The following is a 17,900-nucleotide window of genomic DNA, read 5'->3' as shown; positions in this document are numbered from 1 at the left end:
GGACGAGATGGGACGCCCCGCGGCGAGGCGGGGTGCGCGGCGGGTCCGGCGGGCGAGGCGGGGCCCCCGGGGACGGGAACCGCCCGTGTCCCCACGAGCGGGGGCACGGGCGGCGACGCACCCGGCCGGGCGGGCGGAATCGGACTGGGGCTCGTCCGATCCCGCCCGCGTGCGGCCAGGCGCCCGGTCAGTCCTCGCTCGGCGCCGCCGGCAGCTTCGCCTGGATGAGGTCCATGACCGTGGAGTCCGTCAGCGTGGTGACGTCCCCGAGCTGGCGGTTCTCCGCGACGTCCCGCAGGAGACGGCGCATGATCTTGCCGGAGCGGGTCTTCGGCAGCTCGGCCACCGGCAGGATTCGCTTCGGCTTGGCGATCGGGCCCAGCGTGGTGCCCACGTGGTTGCGCAGCTCGCCGACGAGGTCCTCGCTCTCGGCCGCCGTGCCCCGCAGGATGACGAAGGCGACGATCGCCTGGCCGGTGGTCTCGTCCGCCGCGCCCACCACGGCCGCCTCGGCGACCGACGGGTGGGAGACCAGCGCGGACTCGACCTCCGTGGTGGAGATGTTGTGGCCGGACACCAGCATCACGTCGTCCACCCGGCCGAGCAGCCAGATGTCGCCGTCGTCGTCCTTCTTCGCGCCGTCACCGGCGAAGTACTTGCCCTCGAAGCGCGACCAGTAGGTGTCGAGGAACCGCTGGTCGTCGCCCCAGATGGTGCGCAGCATCGACGGCCACGGCTCGGTCAGCACCAGGTAGCCGCCGCCTCCGTTGCCCACCTCGTTCGCCTCGTCGTCCACGACCGTGGCGGAGATGCCCGGCAGCGGGGTCTGGGCGGAGCCCGGCTTGGCGGAGGTCACGCCCGGCAGCGGGGAGATCATGATGCCGCCGGTCTCGGTCTGCCACCAGGTGTCGACGACCGGGGTGCGGTCCGCGCCGATGTTCTTGCGGTACCAGATCCACGCCTCGGGGTTGATCGGCTCGCCGACGGAACCGAGCACGCGCAGCGACGACAGGTCGAACTTGGCGGGGATGTCGTCGCCCCACTTCATGAACGTCCGGATCGCGGTGGGCGCCGTGTAGAGGATCGTCACGCCGTACTTCTGCACGATCTCCCAGAAGCGGCCCTGGTGGGGCGTGTCCGGCGTGCCCTCGTACATGACCTGGGTGGCGCCGTTGGCCAGCGGCCCGTAGACGATGTACGAGTGCCCGGTGACCCAGCCGACGTCGGCCGTGCACCAGTACACGTCCGTCTCCGGCTTGAGGTCGAACACCGCCCAGTGCGTGTACGACGTCTGGGTCAGATAGCCGCCGGAGGTGTGCAGGATGCCCTTCGGCTTACCCGTGGTGCCCGAGGTGTAGAGGATGAACAGCGGGTGCTCGGCGCCGAACGCCTCCGGGGTGTGCTCGCTGCTCTGCCGGTCGACCACGTCGTGCCACCACACGTCGCGGCCCTCGGTCCAGGCGACGTCCTGGCCGGTGCGGCGGACGACGAGGACGTGCTCCACGTTGTCCACCCGGGTGACGGCCTCGTCCACGGCCGGCTTCAGGGCGGAGGGCTTGCCGCGCCGGTAGCCGCCGTCGGCGGTGATGACGACCCGCGCGTCGGCGTCCTGGATGCGGGTGGCGAGCGCGTCCGCCGAGAAGCCGCCGAAGACGACCGAGTGCGCGGCGCCGATGCGGGCGCAGGCCAGCATCGCGACGGCGGTCTCCGGGATCATCGGCATGTAGACGGCGACCCGGTCGCCCTTGCGGACCCCGAGCTCCAGCAGGGCGTTGGCGGCCCTGGACACCTCGTCCTTGAGCTGGGCGTAGGTGATGGAGCGGCTGTCGCCCGGCTCGCCCTCGAAGTGGATCGCGACCCGGTCGCCGAGCCCGGCCTCCACGTGCCGGTCGACGCAGTTGTAGGCGACGTTGAGCTCGCCGTCCTGGAACCACTTGGCGAACGGCGGGTTCGACCAGTCGAGGGTCTCGGTGGGCTCCTTGGCCCAGGTCAGCCGGCGGGCCTGCTCGGCCCAGAAGCCGAGCCTGTCAGCCTTGGCCTGTTCATACGCCTCCGCGGTGACGTTGGCGTTCGCGGCCAGGTCGGCGGGGGGTGCGAAGCGTCGCTCCTCCTTCAGGAGGTTGGCCAGGCTTTCATTGCTCACGGCATCTGCCTTTCCCAGGGTGTCCGTTGTGTCCCAGGCCACAGCTCATCAGACCCGGGGGTGCGCTGACAAGGGTCGACGGGAAATTGGTTTAGACCTGTCGGGGCTCTGTCGTGCGGCTGCCCGACACCCCTTCCCACGGGACGGGGGGCAACCCGGTTCAAGAGGTGTAACGCCTCTCACACCCGGGCGTCCGTCACACCGCCAGATCCACGTCGCGTACCCGGTCGAACACCCTGTCCTCCTCCCGTTCGGCGAGCAGATACGCCTGGGCCTCACCCACGTGGAAGTACACCCCGTGCAGTTCGAGCCGTCCCTTCTTCATCGCGCGGGCGACCGACTCGTGGGCGCGCAGATGCTCCAGCTGCTGCACGACGTTGGTCAGGCAGAGCTGCTCGACGTCGTCCGCGGGGGCCCGCCCGGCCAGCCGGGGCGCGGGCGTACCGGTGTCGCGCAGCCGTTCGAGGCTCGGCCTGCCGTGCCGGAGCCAGCGCCCCAGCGGTGTGGCGGCGGGGGAGGCGGGGCGGGAGTCGAGCAGGGCCTGCATGGCGCCGCATCCCGAGTGGCCGCACACCGTGATCGACCGCACCGCCAGCACGTCGACGGCGTACTCGATCGCGGCCGCCACCGAGTCGTCGCCGCTCTCCGCGCCGGGCGGCGGCACGAGATTGCCGACGTTGCGCACCACGAACAGGTCTCCGGGACCGCTGGAGGTGATCATCGAGGTGACCACGCGGGAGTCGGCGCAGGTCAGGAACAGCTGGGACGGCCGCTGGCCCTCACGCGCCAGCCGGGCCAGCTCGCCGCGCACCAGGGGCGCCGTCCTGCGCTGGAACGTGCTGAGCCCGCGCACCAGTTGGGTGCCGCCCGGGGTGCGTCCGCGGGCCGGAGCGTCTGGGGTTGTGCCGGTCCGCGGGTCCGTCTCGACGCTCCCGGCGGCCTCGTCCGGGAGGGCCTCGGTGTCCGGGACGGGGGAGGGCCGGTCGCACTGGTGGTTGCGCCAGGCCGTCCAGGGGCGGCAGCGGCAGTCGCCCGTGGTTCCGGCCTCCCCGCCGGGAGCGTGCCCGGAGGCGAGGTCTCCGGGTTCGGCGATCCGCACGCCGGTGCGCCGGCCGGTGATCTCCACGGTGCCGCCGCGCGCGGTGTGCGTGCTCTGCCAGTCCTGAAGCGTCTCGTATGCCGCGTGGTCCATGAAGGACCCGTCCAACGCCACCACCGCGTCGGCGCCTTGAGGCACCAGATGCAACGCGCGGCTGAGCCGCGGCACCGCGAGGAACGTCAACTGCCCGCGCACGTGCACGTGATGAACGCCGCCCTCCTCCTCGTGGGTGATCCGGGTCCGGGTGAGCCGGTGCAGGGCCACGCCCACGGCCACGGCGATGCCGAGCACCACACCCTCCAGCACCCCGAGGCAGATCACCCCGAGGGCGGTGACGGCGTAGACCAGGACCTCGCGATGGCGCGTCACCGTGCGGATGTGGTGCAGGGACACCATCCGGAGACCGACCGCCATGACCAGGGTGGCGAGCGAGGCGAGCGGGATCAGCTCCAGCAGCGGGACCAGGAGCAGCGCGGCCGCCACCACCAGCACGCCGTGGACCATCGTGGAGTTCCGGCTGACGGCGCCCGCGTGGACGTTCGCCGTGCTGCGGACGGCGACGCCGGCCACCGGCAGACCGCCGAGGGCGCCGGAGACGACGTTGGCCGCGCCCTGACCGAGCAGTTCCCGGTCCAGGTCGGAGCGGACGACATGCCCCGCGCCGGGCCTGGCGGACGCCAGCTTGTCCACGGCCACCGCGCCGAGCAGCGACTGCACGCTGCACACCAGCGCCGTGGTCAGCACGGCCGCGGCGAGACCGAGCACCGGGCCGTCGGGCAGTCCCGCCAGCGCGTGGCTGCGCCACGACGGCAGGTCCACGACGGGCAGCACCAGCCCGGCCGCCGCGGCGACCGCGGTGGCGCCGGCGACGGCGACGAGGGCGGCCGGCACCCGCCGCAGCAGGCGTCCGGCGCGGCCGGGCAGCCGGGGCCAGAGCAGCAGGGCGGCCAGGGTCAGCACGCTCACCGCGAGGGCGGCGGGGTCGAGACGCGCCAACTGGGCAGGCAGAGCCTGGAGGTTGTCGGGCACGGAGCTCTGCGGCTCGCCCCCGAGGACGATGTGCGCCTGGGCGACGGCGATGGTGACGCCGATGCCGGCGAGCATGCCGTGCACGATCGCGGGACTCACGGCGAGGGCGCCGCGCGCCACGCGCAGACAGCCGAGCCCCAGCTGGACCAGGCCGGCCAGGACGGTGACGGCGCAGGTGGCCCGCCAGCCGTACTGGTGGATGAGGTCGGCGGTGACGACCGTGAGCCCCGCCGCCGGGCCGCTCACCTGGAGCGGGGAGCCGCCGAGCCGTCCGGCGACGAGCCCGCCCACCGCCGCGGCGACCAGGCCGGCCTGGAGGGGCGCGCCGGTGGCGAGCGCGATGCCGAGGGACAGGGGGAGGGCGATGAGGAAGACCGCGACGGCGGCCGACAGATCGGCGCCCGCGACGCGGAAGCGCGGGCGGCGGCCGTGCGGCGGGCTGTGCGGGGGGTGGGCTCGCTCGATGTGCGCCGATTCGGCGGCGCCGGCGGGAACGCAGGCTGACATGGACTCCCGTCTCCTTCGGGTCTGCGCGGTCGCGTGACGGTGGGGGCCCGCTCCGGGGGAGCGGTCGCGGCCGTGGGGCACGGCCCCAGAACGGCGGGATCAACGGTGGGACGAACGCTGAGGTGAACGGCGGGACGAACTCTGAGGTGAACGGCGAGACGAACGCTGAGGTGAACGGCGGGACGAACGCTGGGACGAACACAGAGCGGAACCGTGAGCGCGAAGCAACTCTCGGTAAACAGATCGTAATTGAGAGTAAAGGCCCGGCATAGACTTTCCGGGCAAATGGCGGCAAGCATCACCCCGAAGGGTGAAGTGGCCATTTCATCGGCTTGTCGTATTAATTCATTTCTTCCCTCCGTGCGACGTTGACGGCGCGGTCGGCGTGGACCGGCGCAGTGCCGCACAACGCCTCATCGAGCTCGGCCCGAGAGAAGGAAGAAGGTGGGCGAATGGCCGCCACCCACAGGATCGCCACGGGCACCGTGATCACCGCGGTCTGCCTCACCGCGCTCGCCGGCTGCGGAACCGGCGGAGGCGGTGCGGGCGGGCAGGAACGGGAGAAGGCGCAGCCGGCGCCCGCGCCCAAGAACGTCGTCCGGCTGATCGGCGACGGGTCCACCGCCTACACCGGCGCCCAGCCGCATCTGCCGAAACCGGAGCGGCTGAAGCCCGGTGAGAAGCCGCCGCAGTTCGTGGTGTTCTCCTGGGACGGCGCGGGCGAGGACAGCCAGAAGCTGTTCTCCCACTTCCGCAAGGTCGCCAAGGAGAACGACGCGACCATGACGTACTTCCTGAGCGGCGTGTACCTCCTGCCGGAGGAGAAGCGCGACCTGTACCACCCGCCGCAGCACTCGCCGGGCCGCTCCGACATCGGCTTCAACGACCAGCAGGGCATCGCCGACACCGTGAAGCAGCTGCGGCTGGCCTGGCTCGAGGGCAACGAGATCGGGACCCACTTCAACGGCCACTTCTGCGGCAGCGACGGCGGGGTCGGCGAGTGGTCGGTGGAGGAGTGGAAGGAGGAGATCGCCCAGGCCAAGCAGTTCGTGAAGACCTGGAAGACCAACGCCGGCATGAAGGACGAGGCCCCGCTGCCCTTCGACTACGACAAGGAACTCGTCGGGGCCCGCACGCCCTGCCTGGAAGGGCAGAAGAACTTCAGGAAGGCCGCCCGGGAGCTGGGCTTCCGCTACGACACCAGCGGCGTCAACAACCAGATCTGGCCCGAGAAGAAGGCAGGCCTGTGGGACCTGTCGATGCAGCTCGTGCCCTTCCCCGGGCACTCCTTCGAGCAGCTCACCATGGACTACAACTTCATGGTCAACCAGTCCGGCACCACCACCCAGGGCGACCCCGACAAGCACGAGATGTGGGGCGACCAGATGCGGGACGGCCTGCTCCAGGGCTTCGAGCGCGCCTACGACGGCAACCGGGCGCCGCTGATCATCGGCAACCACTTCGAGTCCTGGAACGGCGGCACCTACATGCGGGCCGTCGAGGAGGTCATCGAGACGGTGTGCACCAAGTCCGACGTGCGGTGCGTCTCCTTCCGCCAACTGGCGGACTGGCTGGACGCGCAGGACCCGGCGACCCTGGAGAAGCTGCGCTCGCTGGACGTCGGCGAGGCTCCGAAGCAGGGCTGGAAGGCCTTCCTGGCCTCCGGCCCCGCCCCGGCCCCCAAGGGCGCGCCGGGTTCCCCCGCCGCGAAGGAGTGAGACTCAGGCCCCGGCGGTGACGCTCTCGCCGAGCACGAAACCGGGGTCGACCTGCGCCGCCAGGTCGGCCCCGGTGCGCTCGTTCCCCCACGACCGGGCGTTCTTGAGGTGGAACTGCACCATCTGGCGCGTGTACCGCTCCCAGTCCCGCAGCTCGTACGTCGCGTCGGCGGCCTCGCGCAGCGTGCGCAGGGCGAGCCGGTTGGACTCCTCCAGGGCGGCGAAGCGGGGCGGGCGGCCCTTCTCCATGGCCCGCACCCAGTCCGAGTGGCCCACGGTCACCAGCAGGTCGTCCCCCACCTCAGCGCGGAGGAAGTCCAGGTCGTCCGGGCCCTGCACCTTGTTGCCGACGACCTTCAGCGCCACGCCGAAGTCGCGGGCGTACTCCTTGTACTGGCGGTAGACGGAGACGCCCTTCCGGGTCGGTTCGGCGACGAGGAACGTCATGTCGAAGCGGGTGAACATGCCGGAGGCGAACGAGTCCGAGCCGGCCGTCATGTCGACCACGACGTACTCGCCGGGGCCGTCCACCAGGTGGTTCAGACAGAGCTCCACCGCCCCGGTCTTGGAGTGGTAGCAGGCGACCCCCAGGTCGGCGTCGGTGAAGGGGCCGGTGACCATCAGGCGGACCGTGCCGCCGTCCAGCCCGACGGGACGCGCGCAGGCGTCGTAGACCGGGTTGTCCTCCAGGACCCGCAGCAGCCGGGAGCCCTCGCCGGGCGGGGTCGTCTTGATCATCGTGTCCGCGGACGCGATGCGCGGGTTGGCGCCGCGCAGGTAGTCCTTGATCAGCCGGAGGTGCTCGCCCATCGCGGGGAGGGCGGCGGCCTCGGACTCGTCCAGGCCCAGCGCGGCCCCGAGATGCTGGTTGATGTCGGCGTCCACGGCGACGACCGGGGCGCCCTCGGCCGCGAGATGACGGATGAACAGGGAGGACAGGGTCGTCTTTCCGCTCCCGCCCTTCCCAACGAAAGCAATTTTCATGTTCACAAAGCGTAGTAGGGGAGTAGCTGTACGTCACAGCCGGGCGTGAGGAAGACCACTCCATCGTGGGGTGGGCGTTCAGGGTGCGTAGGGTCGTACTCATGAGTACGACGGGCGCGACCGCCGATCCCCTCGCGGCCCTGGGCAACCTGCCCGGAGTGGCCGACTCCGTGGAGTCCGTGCGCAAGGCCGTGGACCGGGTCTACGGGCACCGGGTCATGCGGCGGCGCAGCAACGAGATCACCTCCGAGGCGGCCCTGCGCGGCGCCCGGGGTTCGGCGGCGCTGTCCGGCGCGGACTGGGCGCTGGAGGAGGTGCGGCGCCGCAGCGACTTCAGCGGCGACGACGAGGCGCGCACCGTGGGCGCGGCGCTGCGGCTGACGGCCGAGGCGGGTCAGCTGCTGTCGATCTGGCGGCAGTCGCCGTTGCGGGTGCTGGCGCGGCTGCACCTGGTCGCCGCGGCCGACAAGGCCGAGCACGTGGGCCGGCCCCGGCAGACGGGTGAGCCGGTCGACGAACCCCTGATCGACCTGCCCCTGCCGGGCGCCGCCGAGATGCACGGCCGGCTGGAAGGGCTGGCCGAGATCGTCATCGCGGGCGGTTCGGCGCCGGCGCTGGTGACGGCGGCCGTGGTGCACGGCGAGCTGCTCGCGCTGCGCCCCTTCACGTCCCACAACGGCCTGGTCGCGCGCACGGCCGAGCGGATCGTCCTGGTCGGCAGCGGCCTTGACCCGAAGTCGGTGTGCCCGGCCGAGGTCGGCCACGCCGAGCTGGGGCGGGACGCCTACCTCGAGGCGCTTAGGGGTTACCTGTCCGGCACGCCGGAGGGCATGGCGGCCTGGATCGCCCACTGCGGGCGCGCGGTCGGGCTCGGCGCGCGCGAGTCGACGGCGGTGTGCGAGGCGTTGCAGCGCGGAGCCGCCTGACCGGCCGGTAGGTCACACGGGCCGGGGTGGAGGGGCCCCGCGCGAGAAATGCGGCGGTACGAATACTCGTACCGCCGCTGGCACGTCCGCCGCGTTACCAAGCGTCCTCGATATGTGCCCATCAGGCCGGGGAACTTTGCCCGGCCTGGTGCGGCTGGCCCGTAATCGACGGGTCGACGTCGCGTGGGTGCGCGGTTTCCATGCGCGGTCCGTGGGGCCTCAAGCGTTCTGGAGGTCGTCCTCTCGGACGTCCTTGGTCTCGCGGGCCGACAACTCCTTTGTACTCCGGCTTCCCGGAGAGGGGAAGTCCTGGCCGCCGTTCCTTTACTTTTCCGTTCAAACGAGTAGTAAACGGACGCCGAAATGGCGAACGCGTCCCGGACGGGACGCGTGGCGAAGAAAAGGTATGTTCAGGCAACCGTCGAGCGGCGCCGGCTGGCATACCAGACAAGGCCCGCGGTGGCCGCCGCCGCGCCTATCGCGGCCGCCGCGACAAGGGCGGGACGCGGCGGAACGGAGAACGCCGGGAAACGCTGCTTCAGCCGTACCGGACGGTGGAAATCGAGGATCGGCCACTCGCGCGTCAGCGCTTCCCGGCGCAGCGCGCGGTCCGGGTTCACGGCGTGCGGGTGGCCGACGGCCTCGAGCATCGGGATGTCGGTCACCGAGTCGCTGTAGGCGTAGCAGCGGGCCAGGTCGTAGCCCTCGGACGCGGCCAGCTCCCGGACCGCCTCCGCCTTGGTCGGGCCGTAGGCGTAGTACTCCACCTCGCCGGTGAAGCAGCCGTCGTCGCCGACCACCATGCGGGTGGCCACGACCCGGTCGGCGCCCAGCAGCTCGCCGATCGGCTCGACCACCTCGGCGCCGGAGGTGGACACGATCACCACGTCGCGGCCGGCGGCGTGGTGATCCTCGATGAGGGTGGCCGCCTCGTCGTAGATGATCGGGTCGATCAGGTCGTGCAGGGTCTCCGCGACGATCTCCTTGACCTGCTGGACGTTCCACCCGCGGCACAGTGCGGACAGATACTTCCGCATCCGTTCCATCTGGTCGTGATCCGCGCCGCCGGCGAGGAACACGAACTGGGAGTACGCGGTCCGCAGGACGGCCCTGCGGTTGATCAGGCCGCCTTGGTAGAAGGACTTGCTGAAGGTGAGTGTGCTCGACTTCGCAATGACCGTCTTGTCCAGGTCGAAGAAGGCGGCGGTGCGGGGCGACAAGTGGTTTTCCACGTTCCTGAGCATAGGCGCAGCCCATTCGGCGTAAGGTGTGGCGCGTGGGTTTGCCTGAGAGGGCCCTCGGGTACACCATGGAAGTCACGGATCGTTCGCGACCGTGCTAACCCGGTCCGACTCCTCCCCCCCCCGAGTCGGCCGTGGGGACGACCCCCGCTCTCCCCCCGGCGGGGGTCGTCGCATGTCCGGACGCATTTTCCGCCGCTTGCTCCCCTTCCTTCTCCCGCGCGGGCTCGTGTGAGGAATTGATTGTCATGTGCGTGATAGGTGACGGAGGGTAGCGGTCGGACTGCTCTGCGGTTGTCGCACAGAAGCCGTGACGGTCTCACCGGTATGGGTGACCGCGATATTCACAGGCACCGTCTCGTCCACAGTTTTCCACCAAGATCCCCACGATTTCCGGGACCGCTGCACTGTCATTCCCACGCATCCCGCTCGGAGCGAGTTCCCACCCGCTTCCGATGCGCCGGGAAGCGTACGGCCGGTTTTCGCCGGCCGGTCCGCGGGAGGCCGCAGCGCGGTCCTCCCCCACCTGGAACCGGCGGGGCCCCGGGCCCCGCGAGGCAGCGAGCACTGGGGACGACATGACCGGAACCGGAACCGTCACACACGACCCGCCGCCCGGAGGCCACCGGCCGGGCGCACCGCTGATCGTCACCGAGGACACGGCACTCCTCGACGACCTGCTGCGCCTGTGCGCGGCCGCCGGCGCCACCCCGGAGGTCCACCACGGACTGCCCGGGCCGCGCGGAAGCTGGGAGGCCGCGCCCCTGGTCCTGGTCGGCGACGACGCCGCCCGGCGGGCCCGCGGCGCGCCCCGCAGACAGGGAGTGGTGCTCGTCGGCCGCGACCAGGACGACCCCGGCGTCTGGCGGCGGGCCGTCGAGATCGGCGCCGACCACGTGCTGATGCTGCCCGACGGCGAGCAGTGGCTCGTCGACCGCATCGCCGACGTGGCCGAAGGCGTCGGACGGCCCGCCCTGACCGTCGGCGTCATCGGCGGACGCGGCGGCGCGGGTGCCTCCACCCTCGCCTGCGCGCTCGCCGTCACCTCCGCCCGCGAGGGGCTGCGCACCCTGCTGGTGGACGCCGACCCGCTGGGCGGCGGACTGGACGTGGCGCTCGGCGGCGAGACGGCCGAAGGGCTGCGCTGGCCCGCCTTCGCCTCGTCGCACGGCCGGGTCGGCGGCGGGGCACTCGAGGAGTCCCTTCCCGAGCTGCACGCGTTGCGGGTGCTGAGCTGGGACCGCGGCGACTGTCTCTCGGTGCCGCCCCGGGCCGTGCGCGCGGTTCTCGCCGCCGCCCGGCGCGGCGGCGGAGCCGTCGTGGTCGACCTCCCGCGACGCGTCGACGAAGGCGTCGCCGAGGTCCTCGCCCAGCTCGACCTGGCGGTGCTCGTGGTCCCCGCGGAGCTGCGCGCCGTCGCGGCGGCCGGCCGCGTCGCGTCCGCCGTGGGCATGGTCCTGCGCGACCTGCGCGTCGCCGTCCGCGGACCGTACGCACCCGGCCTGGACGACCGCGAGGTGGCCCGGCTGCTCGGCCTGCCCCTTGTCGGGGACGTGCCCGTCGAGCCCGCCCTCCAGCGCCCGTACGGCACGGGACGGCCGCCCGGGGTGACAGGCCGGGGCCCGCTGGCCCGCTTCTGCCGGGAGTTCTGGGAGCGCGCGCTGGTGGAGGCGAGGGCGGCATGAGCGGTATGAACGGCATGGAGACGACCGGGGCGGGGATGCCGCCCGGCCTGCTCGACGGGGTGCGGCGACGGCTGGCCGAGAGCGGGGCCGAGCCGACGCCCGCACGGGTGGCGCAGGCCCTGCGCGAACAGGGGCGGGTGCTCGGCGACGCGGAAGTGCTCGGAGCGGCCGAGCAGTTGCGGTCCGAGCTGGTCGGCAGCGGACCGCTGGAGCGGCTGCTGTCCGACCCGACCGTGACCGACGTGCTGGTGTCGGCGCCGGACCGGGTCTGGGTGGACCGCGGCGGCGGCCTGACGCTCACCCCGGTGTCCTTCCCGGACGAGTCGTCCGTGCGGCGCCTGGCGCAGCGGCTCGCCGCGGTGGCCGGACGGCGCCTGGACGACGCCCGGCCCTGGGTCGACGCCCGGCTCCCCGACGGCACCCGGCTGCACGCGGTGCTGCCCCCGGTCGCGGTCGGCGGCACCTGCCTGTCCCTGCGGGTGGTACGGCCGCGCGCCTTCACCCTCGACGAACTGGTCGCGGCCGGGACGGTGCCGCCGGGCGGCGACCGGGTGCTGCGCGCCCTGATGGACGCGCGGCTGTCCTTCCTGGTCAGCGGCGGCACGGGGACGGGCAAGACGACCCTGCTCAGCGCTCTGCTGGGGCTGGTCGCGCCGGACGAGCGGATCGTGCTGGCGGAGGACTCGGCCGAACTGCGGCCCGACCACCCCCATGTCGTGCGGCTGGAGACCCGGCCCGCCAACCAGGAGGGCGCGGGACTGGTGACCCTGGAGGACCTGGTGCGCCAGGCCTTGCGGATGAGACCGGACCGGCTGGTCGTGGGCGAGGTGCGCGGCCCCGAGGTGGTGCATCTGCTCGCCGCGCTCAACACGGGCCACGACGGCTCGGGGACGGTGCACGCCAACGCGGCGAGCGACGTGCCCGCCCGGCTGGAGGCGCTCGGCACGGCGGCGGGGCTGGACCGGTTGGCCCTCCACAGCCAGCTCGCGGCCGCCCTGTCGGTGGTGCTGCACCTGGTGCGGGACCGGAGCGGCAGACGGCGCATCGCCGAGGTGCACGTGCTGGAGCGGGACGCCTCGGGGCTGGTGCGGACGGCGCCGGCGCTGCGGTGGGGACCGGAGACCTTCGTCGCCGAGCCGGGCTGGCCGCGCCTGCGGCACCTGCTGCGCGCCGCGCGCGACGAGGAGGCCCGGGCAGGTCGAGAGGCGGTCGGCGCATGAGCGGGGCGACCGGGACGTCGATGGGCGCGGCGGCGGCGTGCCTGGGGACCGCGGCCTGGCTGCTGGGCGGCGGCGGACACACGGAGGCCAGGCGGGCGCGGGCGCTCACCGGGGACGACCCACGCCCGGCGGGATGGTCAGGGGCACTGCTGCGGGCCGGCGACCGGCTCCGGCGGCGACCGCGCGTCGAGTGGGCGTCCTTGGCCGTCGGTGTGGTGCTGGCGGTGCTCGGGGCGTCGGTGCTGCCGGTCGTCGCGGGGGCGGCCGGGGTTCCTCTGCTGCGGAAGGCGCGGCGGGCCGCGGCCGTGCGCAAGGAGCGGGACGGCCGCGCGGACGCGGTGATCGCGCTGTGCGGGTCGCTCGCCGGGGAGCTGCGGGCGGGACGGCAGCCGGGCGAGGCGCTGTGGCCGGCCGCTCGGGACTCCGGAGGGCTCGGCGACATGCAGGCGGCCGTGCTGGCGGCGGCGCGGTTCGGCGGGGACGTGCCGGACGCGCTCGCGGCGGCCCGGCAGCCCGGCGCCGAGGGGCTGCGCGGTCTCGCCGCGTGCTGGCGCGTGGCGGTGGACCAGGGCGCGGGTCTCGCGGACGGCCTCGACCGGCTGGAGGCGGCACTGCGCGCCGAGCGGGACCAGCGTGCCGACCTGCGCGCCCAGTTGTCCGGGGCGCGGACCACGGCGGTGATGCTCGCGGGACTCCCGGTGGTGGGGCTGGCGCTCGGCGCGGCCCTGGGCGCCGACCCGCTGCACGTCCTGCTGCACACGCCGCAGGGGGCGGTCTGTCTGGCGGCCGGCGGGGTGCTGGAGGGGCTGGGCCTGTGGTGGGCGCTGCGGATCATGCGCGGTGCGGAGGAGGCGGCGTCATGAGCGGTGCCGAGAAGGCGGCGTCATGAGCGGCGACGTCGTCCACAGGCTGGGGACGGTCGTGGGGATCGCGGCGGTGCTCGTCGGGGCGTGGGCCTGGTGGCAGCGCCTGCGGTGCGAACGGCGGACACGGCGGCGGCTCGACGCGCTCTCCGCCCGGGAGCGTCGAAGGCCTGGCGCCCACCTCCCGCTGCTCAGGGCGGCGCGCGGACGGCTGCCGTACGTGGCGGTCGTGGGCGCCGGGTGGGTGACGGTGGGCGGGCTCCACGGCGTGGGGCTCGGGCTGGTCCTGGCGGCGGGACTGTGGCGGTGGCAGCGGCGCCGGACGCGGGCGGACGCCCAGGCGCCGGTGCCGGACACCGCGCAGGCGGCACGCCAACTCCCGCTCGCCGCCGACCTGCTGTCCGCGTGCATCGCGGCGGGCGCCGGGCCGGTACCGGCCGCGCAGGCGGTCGGGGAGACCCTGGGCGGCCCGGTCGGTGACGCCTTGGCGCGGGGCGCCGCGGAGGTGCGGCTCGGCGGTGAGCCGGGGGAGGCCTGGGGCCGGCTGGCCGCCCTGCCCGGCGCGGCTTCGCTGGCCCGGCTGCTGGAGCGGGCCGATGTGTCCGGCCTCCCGTTGGCCGCCCCGGTGGGCCGGCTCGCCGCCGAGGCGCGGGCCGAGTGGGCCCGAGCGGCGACCGCGCGGGCCCGGCGGGCGGCGGTCCTGATCAGCGCCCCGGTGGGGCTGTGCTTCCTGCCCGCCTTCATCGCCGTCGGTGTCCTGCCCGTGGTGATCGGCCTCGCGGGCGGGGTGCTGGGGGGAGGCGGGTGAGCGGACGACGGAGACGGACGACGACGGGACAGGACGACGGACGGCGAAGGACGGCAAGTGACATGGCACGTACGGAGGTTCGGATGTATCAGGTGGTGCGGGCGCGGCTGCGTGCCCTGACGGCGCGGGTGCGCGGGGCGCGGAGGGACGCCGGGATGGTGACCTCGGAGTACGCGATGGGCATCGTGGCGGCGGTGGCGTTCGCCGTGGTGCTCTACCGGGTGGTCAACAGCGGCCCGGTCAGCACGGCTCTGCGGAACATCGTGCAGCAGGCCCTCGATGGCCGGATGTGACAGGTGGCGCGGCAGATGGCACGACCGGTGGGACCGCAGATGGTGCGGCGGATGGCGCGACCGCGGGTTCGTGACGGCGGAGTCGGCGCTGGTGCTGCCCGTGCTGGTGCTGGTCATGGCGGCGCTGGTGTGGGGGCTGATGGTGGTGGCCGCGCAGATCAAGTGTGTGGACGCGGCGCGGGCAGGGGCTCGGGCGGCGGCCCGGCAGGATCCGCCGGACGCGGTGGTCGAGGTGACCCGGGAGGCCGCGCCGGCCGGTGCGCGGATCACGGTCCGCCGGGACGCCGAGGAGGTCCGGGTGACCGTCGTGGCCAGGGCGCCGATGCTGCGGGCGCTGCCCTTCGAGCTGAGGGAGGAGGCCGTCGCGGCGGCCGAGGAGGCGGTGGTTCCCGTGGACGCGGGGAGGGGGACGTGAGGGACGGCTCGCGGAGTCCGACGGACCGCGGCTCCGCCTCTGTCTGGTGTGTCGGTGCGATCGCCGTGCTGTGCGTGGTGTTCGGGGTGGTGCTCGCCCTGGGGCACGCCGTGGTGGTCCGTCACCGGGCGGCCGGCGGCGCGGATCTCGCCGCGCTCGCCGCCGCCGACCACTGGGCGCGCGGTGCGGCGGAGGCGTGCGCGCGGGCGGACCGGGTGGCCCGCGCCCAGGACGCGCGGCTGGTGCGGTGCGTGATGACCGGCGAGGTGTCGGACGTGTCGGTGGCGTCCGGCGCGGGGCCGTTCACGGCGGAGGTCAGGGCACGGGCGGGACCTGGCGGTCCGGCGCCTCCTCCGCCGGGCCGTCCGCCGGCGCACTGATCCGGTCGCCGTCCCCCTCGGGAGCCACGGCGCCGGCGGGCCCGGCGGCACCGGCCTCCTCCGTCCCGTCGGTCTTCTCCTCGGGCGCCCCCTCCAGCAGCACGTCCAGGAGCCGCACGGCGCCCCGCTTGTGCAAGGGGTCGTTGCCGTTGCCGCACTTGGGGGACTGGATGCACGAGGGACAGCCGGCCTCGCACTCGCAGGAGGCGATGGCCTGGCGGGTTGCGGTGAGCCAGGAGCGGGCGGTGTGGAAGGCGCGTTCCGCGAAGCCCGCGCCGCCCGGGTGGCCGTCGTAGACGAAGACCGTGGGCAGCAGGGTGTCGGGGTGCAGCGGGACCGAGACGCCTCCGATGTCCCAGCGGTCGCAGGTGGCGAACAGCGGCAGCATGCCGATCGAGGCGTGCTCGGCCGCGTGCAGGGCGCCACCGAGGATCTCCGGGTCGACGCGGGCCCGGTCCAGCTGGTCCTCGGTGACCGTCCACCACACGGCTCGGGTGCGCAGCGTACGAGGAGGGAGGTCGAGTTTCGTCTCGCCGAGCACTTCGCCGGTGATGACCCGCCGCCGCAGGAAGGAGACGACCTGGTTGGTGACCTCGACGGAGCCGAAGCACAGACGTCCGTCGCCCCAGGGGATCTCGGTGTCCGTCTCCAGGACGGAGATGGACGTCGTGTCCCGGGCCACGGTCGTGTAGGACGGGGACGCCTGCTCGACCAGGGCGACGGAGTCCTCCAGGTCGAGGGAGCGGACGACGTAGGTGCGGCCCTGGTGCAGGTGGACGGCGCCCTCGTGGACGCTGGTGTGCGCCGCGCCCTCGTCGACGGTGCCCAGCAGCCGGCCCGTCCCCTCCTCGACGACCTGGACGGGGCGGCCGCCCTGCCCGCGGATGTCGGTGAGGTCGGCGGCCCGCTCGCGGCGGGTCCAGTGCCAGGCCCGCGTCCGGCGGCGCAGCAGCTTCGCGGCCTCCAGCTGCGGCAGCAGCTCCTCGGCGGTGGGGCCGAAGAGGGCGAGGTCCTCGTCGGTGAGGGGCAGTTCCTCGGCGGCCGCGCACAGGTGGGGGGCGAGGACGTACGGGTTGTCGGGGTCGAGGACGGTGGACTCCACGGGACGGTCGAAGAGCGCCTCGGGGTGGTGCACGAGGAAGGTGTCCAGCGGATCGTCGCGGGCCACCAGCACCGCGAGCGCGCCCTGCCCGGAGCGTCCCGCGCGGCCGGCCTGCTGCCACAGGGAGGCGCGGGTGCCCGGGTAGCCGGCGATGACCACGGCGTCCAGGCCGGAGACGTCCATGCCGAGTTCGAGGGCGTTGGTGGCGGCGAGGCCGAGAAGCTCACCGGAGTGCAGGGCGCGTTCGAGGGCGCGGCGTTCCTCGGGGAGGTAGCCGCCCCGGTAGGCGGCGACCCGCCGGGCCAGGGGCCGGTCGACCTCGGCGAGGCGCTCCTGGGCGATCACGGAGATCAGCTCGGCGCCGCGCCGGGAGCGGACGAAGGCGACCGAGCGGACGCCCTGCACGGCGAGGTCGGTGAGCAGGTCGGCGGCCTCGGCGGTGGCGGTGCGGCGGACCGGGGCGCCCTTTTCGCCGTGCAGCTCGGTCAGCGGCGGCTCCCAGAGGGCGAACACCAGTTCACCGCGGGGTGAGGCGTCGTCCGCCACCTCGACCACGGGCAGGCCGGTGAGGCGGCGGGCGGCGACGGCCGGCTCGGCGGCGGTCGCCGAGGCGAGCAGGAACACCGGCGACGCGCCGTAGCGGGCGCACAGCCGCCGCAGCCGGCGCAGCACCTGGGCCACGTGCGAGCCGAACACGCCCCGGTAGGTGTGGCACTCGTCGATCACGACGTACTTGAGCGCCTTCAGGAAGGAGGACCAGCGGGGGTGGGACGGCAGGATGCCGCGGTGCAGCATGTCGGGGTTGGTCAGGACGTAGTTGGCGTACTGGCGGATCCATTCGCGTTCTTCGAACGGAGTGTCGCCGTCGTGGACCGCCGCGCGCACCGAATGGCCCAATGGCTGTGAAAGTTCCTTCACGGACCGGCACTGGTCCGCGGCGAGGGCCTTCGTGGGGGCGAGGTAGAGGGCGGTGGCGCCCCGGCCGTTCGGCGCCTCGGAGCCGTCCAGCAGCGTGGACAGCACGGGTACGAGGTACGACAGGGACTTGCCGGAGGCGGTGCCGGTGGCGACCACCACCGACTCGCCGTCCAGGGCGTGCTCGGCGGCCCGCGCCTGGTGGGCCCAGGGGTGTTCGATTCCCGCGTCCCGCACCGCGGCGATCACCTCCGCGCGGATCCGGTCCGGCCAGACGGCATGCCGACCCGCACGCGGGGGCAAGTGCTCCGTATGAGTAATGCGCGAAGCCCGGCTCGGTCCGGACGTGAGCCGGTCCAGGACGTCGCCCGGCGCGGCGGTCCCGGATCGCGTGTCCGTCGGGGGTCGATCGGATCGGTGATTCTTGGCCATCGGCACCGAGTGTGTCACCGGCGTGACGGACAATGGGGCCAAGGCGTCGTGCACGCCTGCCGGTAAGTGATTGAATGCCATGGCGGCTGGCGAACCGTCCCGGGGGCTGAGCCGAGATGTCCCAAGGGCGACCGCTCGAT

At 73.6% G+C, this 17,900-nt stretch carries 14 protein-coding genes; 9 read left to right on the top strand and 5 right to left on the bottom strand.

The window, feature by feature from the left end:
• Positions 1–187 precede the first annotated feature (187 nt).
• On the bottom strand, positions 188–2,143 hold the full coding sequence (gene acs, locus ACFOSY_RS24025) for an acetate--CoA ligase (protein WP_394310307.1): 1,956 nt from the start codon (positions 2,141–2,143) through the stop codon (positions 188–190).
• A gap of 196 nt (positions 2,144–2,339) precedes the next feature.
• Positions 2,340–4,778: a bifunctional SulP family inorganic anion transporter/carbonic anhydrase gene (locus ACFOSY_RS24020; protein ID WP_394310304.1), complete on the bottom strand. Its 2,439-nt coding sequence runs from the start codon at positions 4,776–4,778 to the stop codon at positions 2,340–2,342.
• A 452-nt stretch (positions 4,779–5,230) separates the two neighbouring features.
• Between ACFOSY_RS24020 and ACFOSY_RS24015 the strand changes: the two genes are divergently transcribed.
• Positions 5,231–6,496, top strand: coding sequence for a polysaccharide deacetylase family protein (locus ACFOSY_RS24015; protein WP_394310300.1), 1,266 nt, complete (start codon positions 5,231–5,233; stop codon positions 6,494–6,496).
• Between the two features lie 3 nt (positions 6,497–6,499).
• Here the strand turns inward: ACFOSY_RS24015 and ACFOSY_RS24010 are convergent, their stop codons facing one another.
• Positions 6,500–7,480 (bottom strand): ATP-binding protein, encoded by a 981-nt coding sequence (locus ACFOSY_RS24010; protein ID WP_394310298.1) that lies wholly within the window; start codon positions 7,478–7,480, stop codon positions 6,500–6,502.
• A 101-nt stretch (positions 7,481–7,581) separates the two neighbouring features.
• Here ACFOSY_RS24010 and ACFOSY_RS24005 point away from each other — a divergent pair, with 101 nt between their 5' ends.
• Positions 7,582–8,406 (top strand): oxidoreductase, encoded by an 825-nt coding sequence (locus ACFOSY_RS24005; protein ID WP_394310296.1) that lies wholly within the window; start codon positions 7,582–7,584, stop codon positions 8,404–8,406.
• Between the two features lie 410 nt (positions 8,407–8,816).
• Here the strand turns inward: ACFOSY_RS24005 and ACFOSY_RS24000 are convergent, their stop codons facing one another.
• Positions 8,817–9,650, bottom strand: a complete 834-nt coding sequence (locus ACFOSY_RS24000; protein WP_394310294.1) for an HAD family hydrolase — start codon at positions 9,648–9,650, stop codon at positions 8,817–8,819.
• Between the two features lie 575 nt (positions 9,651–10,225).
• On the opposite strand from ACFOSY_RS24000, the gene ssd reads away from it, so the two are divergent.
• The 7 genes from ssd to ACFOSY_RS23965 all read left to right on the top strand — a co-directional run bounded on the left by ssd (position 10,226) and on the right by ACFOSY_RS23965 (position 15,311).
• A complete protein-coding gene (gene ssd, locus ACFOSY_RS23995) occupies positions 10,226–11,332 on the top strand; it encodes a septum site-determining protein Ssd (RefSeq protein ID WP_394310292.1) in 1,107 nt (368 codons plus the stop codon).
• 5 nt (positions 11,333–11,337) lie between these two features.
• Complete coding sequence (locus tag ACFOSY_RS23990; RefSeq protein WP_394310391.1) at positions 11,338–12,552, top strand: TadA family conjugal transfer-associated ATPase; 1,215 nt, start codon at positions 11,338–11,340, stop codon at positions 12,550–12,552.
• Positions 12,549–13,415 carry a type II secretion system F family protein gene (locus ACFOSY_RS23985; protein WP_394310289.1) on the top strand — a complete coding sequence of 289 codons (867 nt, stop codon included), beginning with the start codon at positions 12,549–12,551 and terminating at the stop codon, positions 13,413–13,415. Before ACFOSY_RS23990 ends, ACFOSY_RS23985 begins: the two co-directional genes overlap by 4 nt.
• Before the next feature lie 22 nt (positions 13,416–13,437).
• Positions 13,438–14,223: a type II secretion system F family protein gene (locus ACFOSY_RS23980; protein WP_394310287.1), complete on the top strand. Its 786-nt coding sequence runs from the start codon at positions 13,438–13,440 to the stop codon at positions 14,221–14,223.
• Between the two features lie 83 nt (positions 14,224–14,306).
• Positions 14,307–14,516: a DUF4244 domain-containing protein gene (locus tag ACFOSY_RS23975; protein WP_033274961.1), complete on the top strand. Its 210-nt coding sequence runs from the start codon at positions 14,307–14,309 to the stop codon at positions 14,514–14,516.
• 70 nt (positions 14,517–14,586) lie between these two features.
• On the top strand, positions 14,587–14,931 hold the full coding sequence (locus ACFOSY_RS23970; RefSeq protein ID WP_394310285.1) for a TadE family type IV pilus minor pilin: 345 nt from the start codon (positions 14,587–14,589) through the stop codon (positions 14,929–14,931).
• Positions 14,928–15,311, top strand: a complete 384-nt coding sequence (locus tag ACFOSY_RS23965) for an Rv3654c family TadE-like protein (protein WP_394310278.1) — start codon at positions 14,928–14,930, stop codon at positions 15,309–15,311. Before ACFOSY_RS23970 ends, ACFOSY_RS23965 begins: the two co-directional genes overlap by 4 nt.
• On the opposite strand, the gene ACFOSY_RS23960 is transcribed toward ACFOSY_RS23965, so the two are convergent.
• On the bottom strand, positions 15,247–17,841 hold the full coding sequence (locus ACFOSY_RS23960; protein ID WP_394310276.1) for a DEAD/DEAH box helicase: 2,595 nt from the start codon (positions 17,839–17,841) through the stop codon (positions 15,247–15,249). The two genes, ACFOSY_RS23965 and ACFOSY_RS23960, sit on opposite strands and share 65 nt — an antisense overlap.
• Positions 17,842–17,900: the final 59 nt, after the last annotated feature.

It is taken from the genome of Streptomyces lusitanus (assembly GCF_042647945.1).
Lineage (GTDB): Bacteria > Actinomycetota > Actinomycetes > Streptomycetales > Streptomycetaceae > Streptomyces > Streptomyces pseudogriseolus.
The sequence above is the reverse complement of the archived record's forward strand: the minus strand, read 5'-3'. Positions and strand labels throughout refer to the sequence as shown.

Bases quoted from the DNA above. Each gene is read 5' to 3' on its own strand.
- ACFOSY_RS24020 (WP_394310304.1), bottom strand. From the start codon at position 4,778: ATGTCAGCCTGCGTTCCCGCCGGCGCCGCCGAATCGGCGCACATCGAG.
- ACFOSY_RS24015 (WP_394310300.1), top strand. From the start codon at position 5,231: ATGGCCGCCACCCACAGGATCGCCACGGGCACCGTGATCACCGCGGTC.
- ACFOSY_RS24010 (WP_394310298.1), bottom strand. From the start codon at position 7,480: ATGAAAATTGCTTTCGTTGGGAAGGGCGGGAGCGGAAAGACGACCCTG.
- ACFOSY_RS24005 (WP_394310296.1), top strand. From the start codon at position 7,582: ATGAGTACGACGGGCGCGACCGCCGATCCCCTCGCGGCCCTGGGCAAC.
- ACFOSY_RS24000 (WP_394310294.1), bottom strand. From the start codon at position 9,650: ATGCTCAGGAACGTGGAAAACCACTTGTCGCCCCGCACCGCCGCCTTC.
- ssd (WP_394310292.1), top strand. From the start codon at position 10,226: ATGACCGGAACCGGAACCGTCACACACGACCCGCCGCCCGGAGGCCAC.
- ACFOSY_RS23990 (WP_394310391.1), top strand. From the start codon at position 11,338: ATGAACGGCATGGAGACGACCGGGGCGGGGATGCCGCCCGGCCTGCTC.
- ACFOSY_RS23985 (WP_394310289.1), top strand. From the start codon at position 12,549: ATGAGCGGGGCGACCGGGACGTCGATGGGCGCGGCGGCGGCGTGCCTG.
- ACFOSY_RS23980 (WP_394310287.1), top strand. From the start codon at position 13,438: ATGAGCGGCGACGTCGTCCACAGGCTGGGGACGGTCGTGGGGATCGCG.
- ACFOSY_RS23975 (WP_033274961.1), top strand. From the start codon at position 14,307: ATGTATCAGGTGGTGCGGGCGCGGCTGCGTGCCCTGACGGCGCGGGTG.
- ACFOSY_RS23960 (WP_394310276.1), bottom strand. From the start codon at position 17,841: ATGGCATTCAATCACTTACCGGCAGGCGTGCACGACGCCTTGGCCCCA.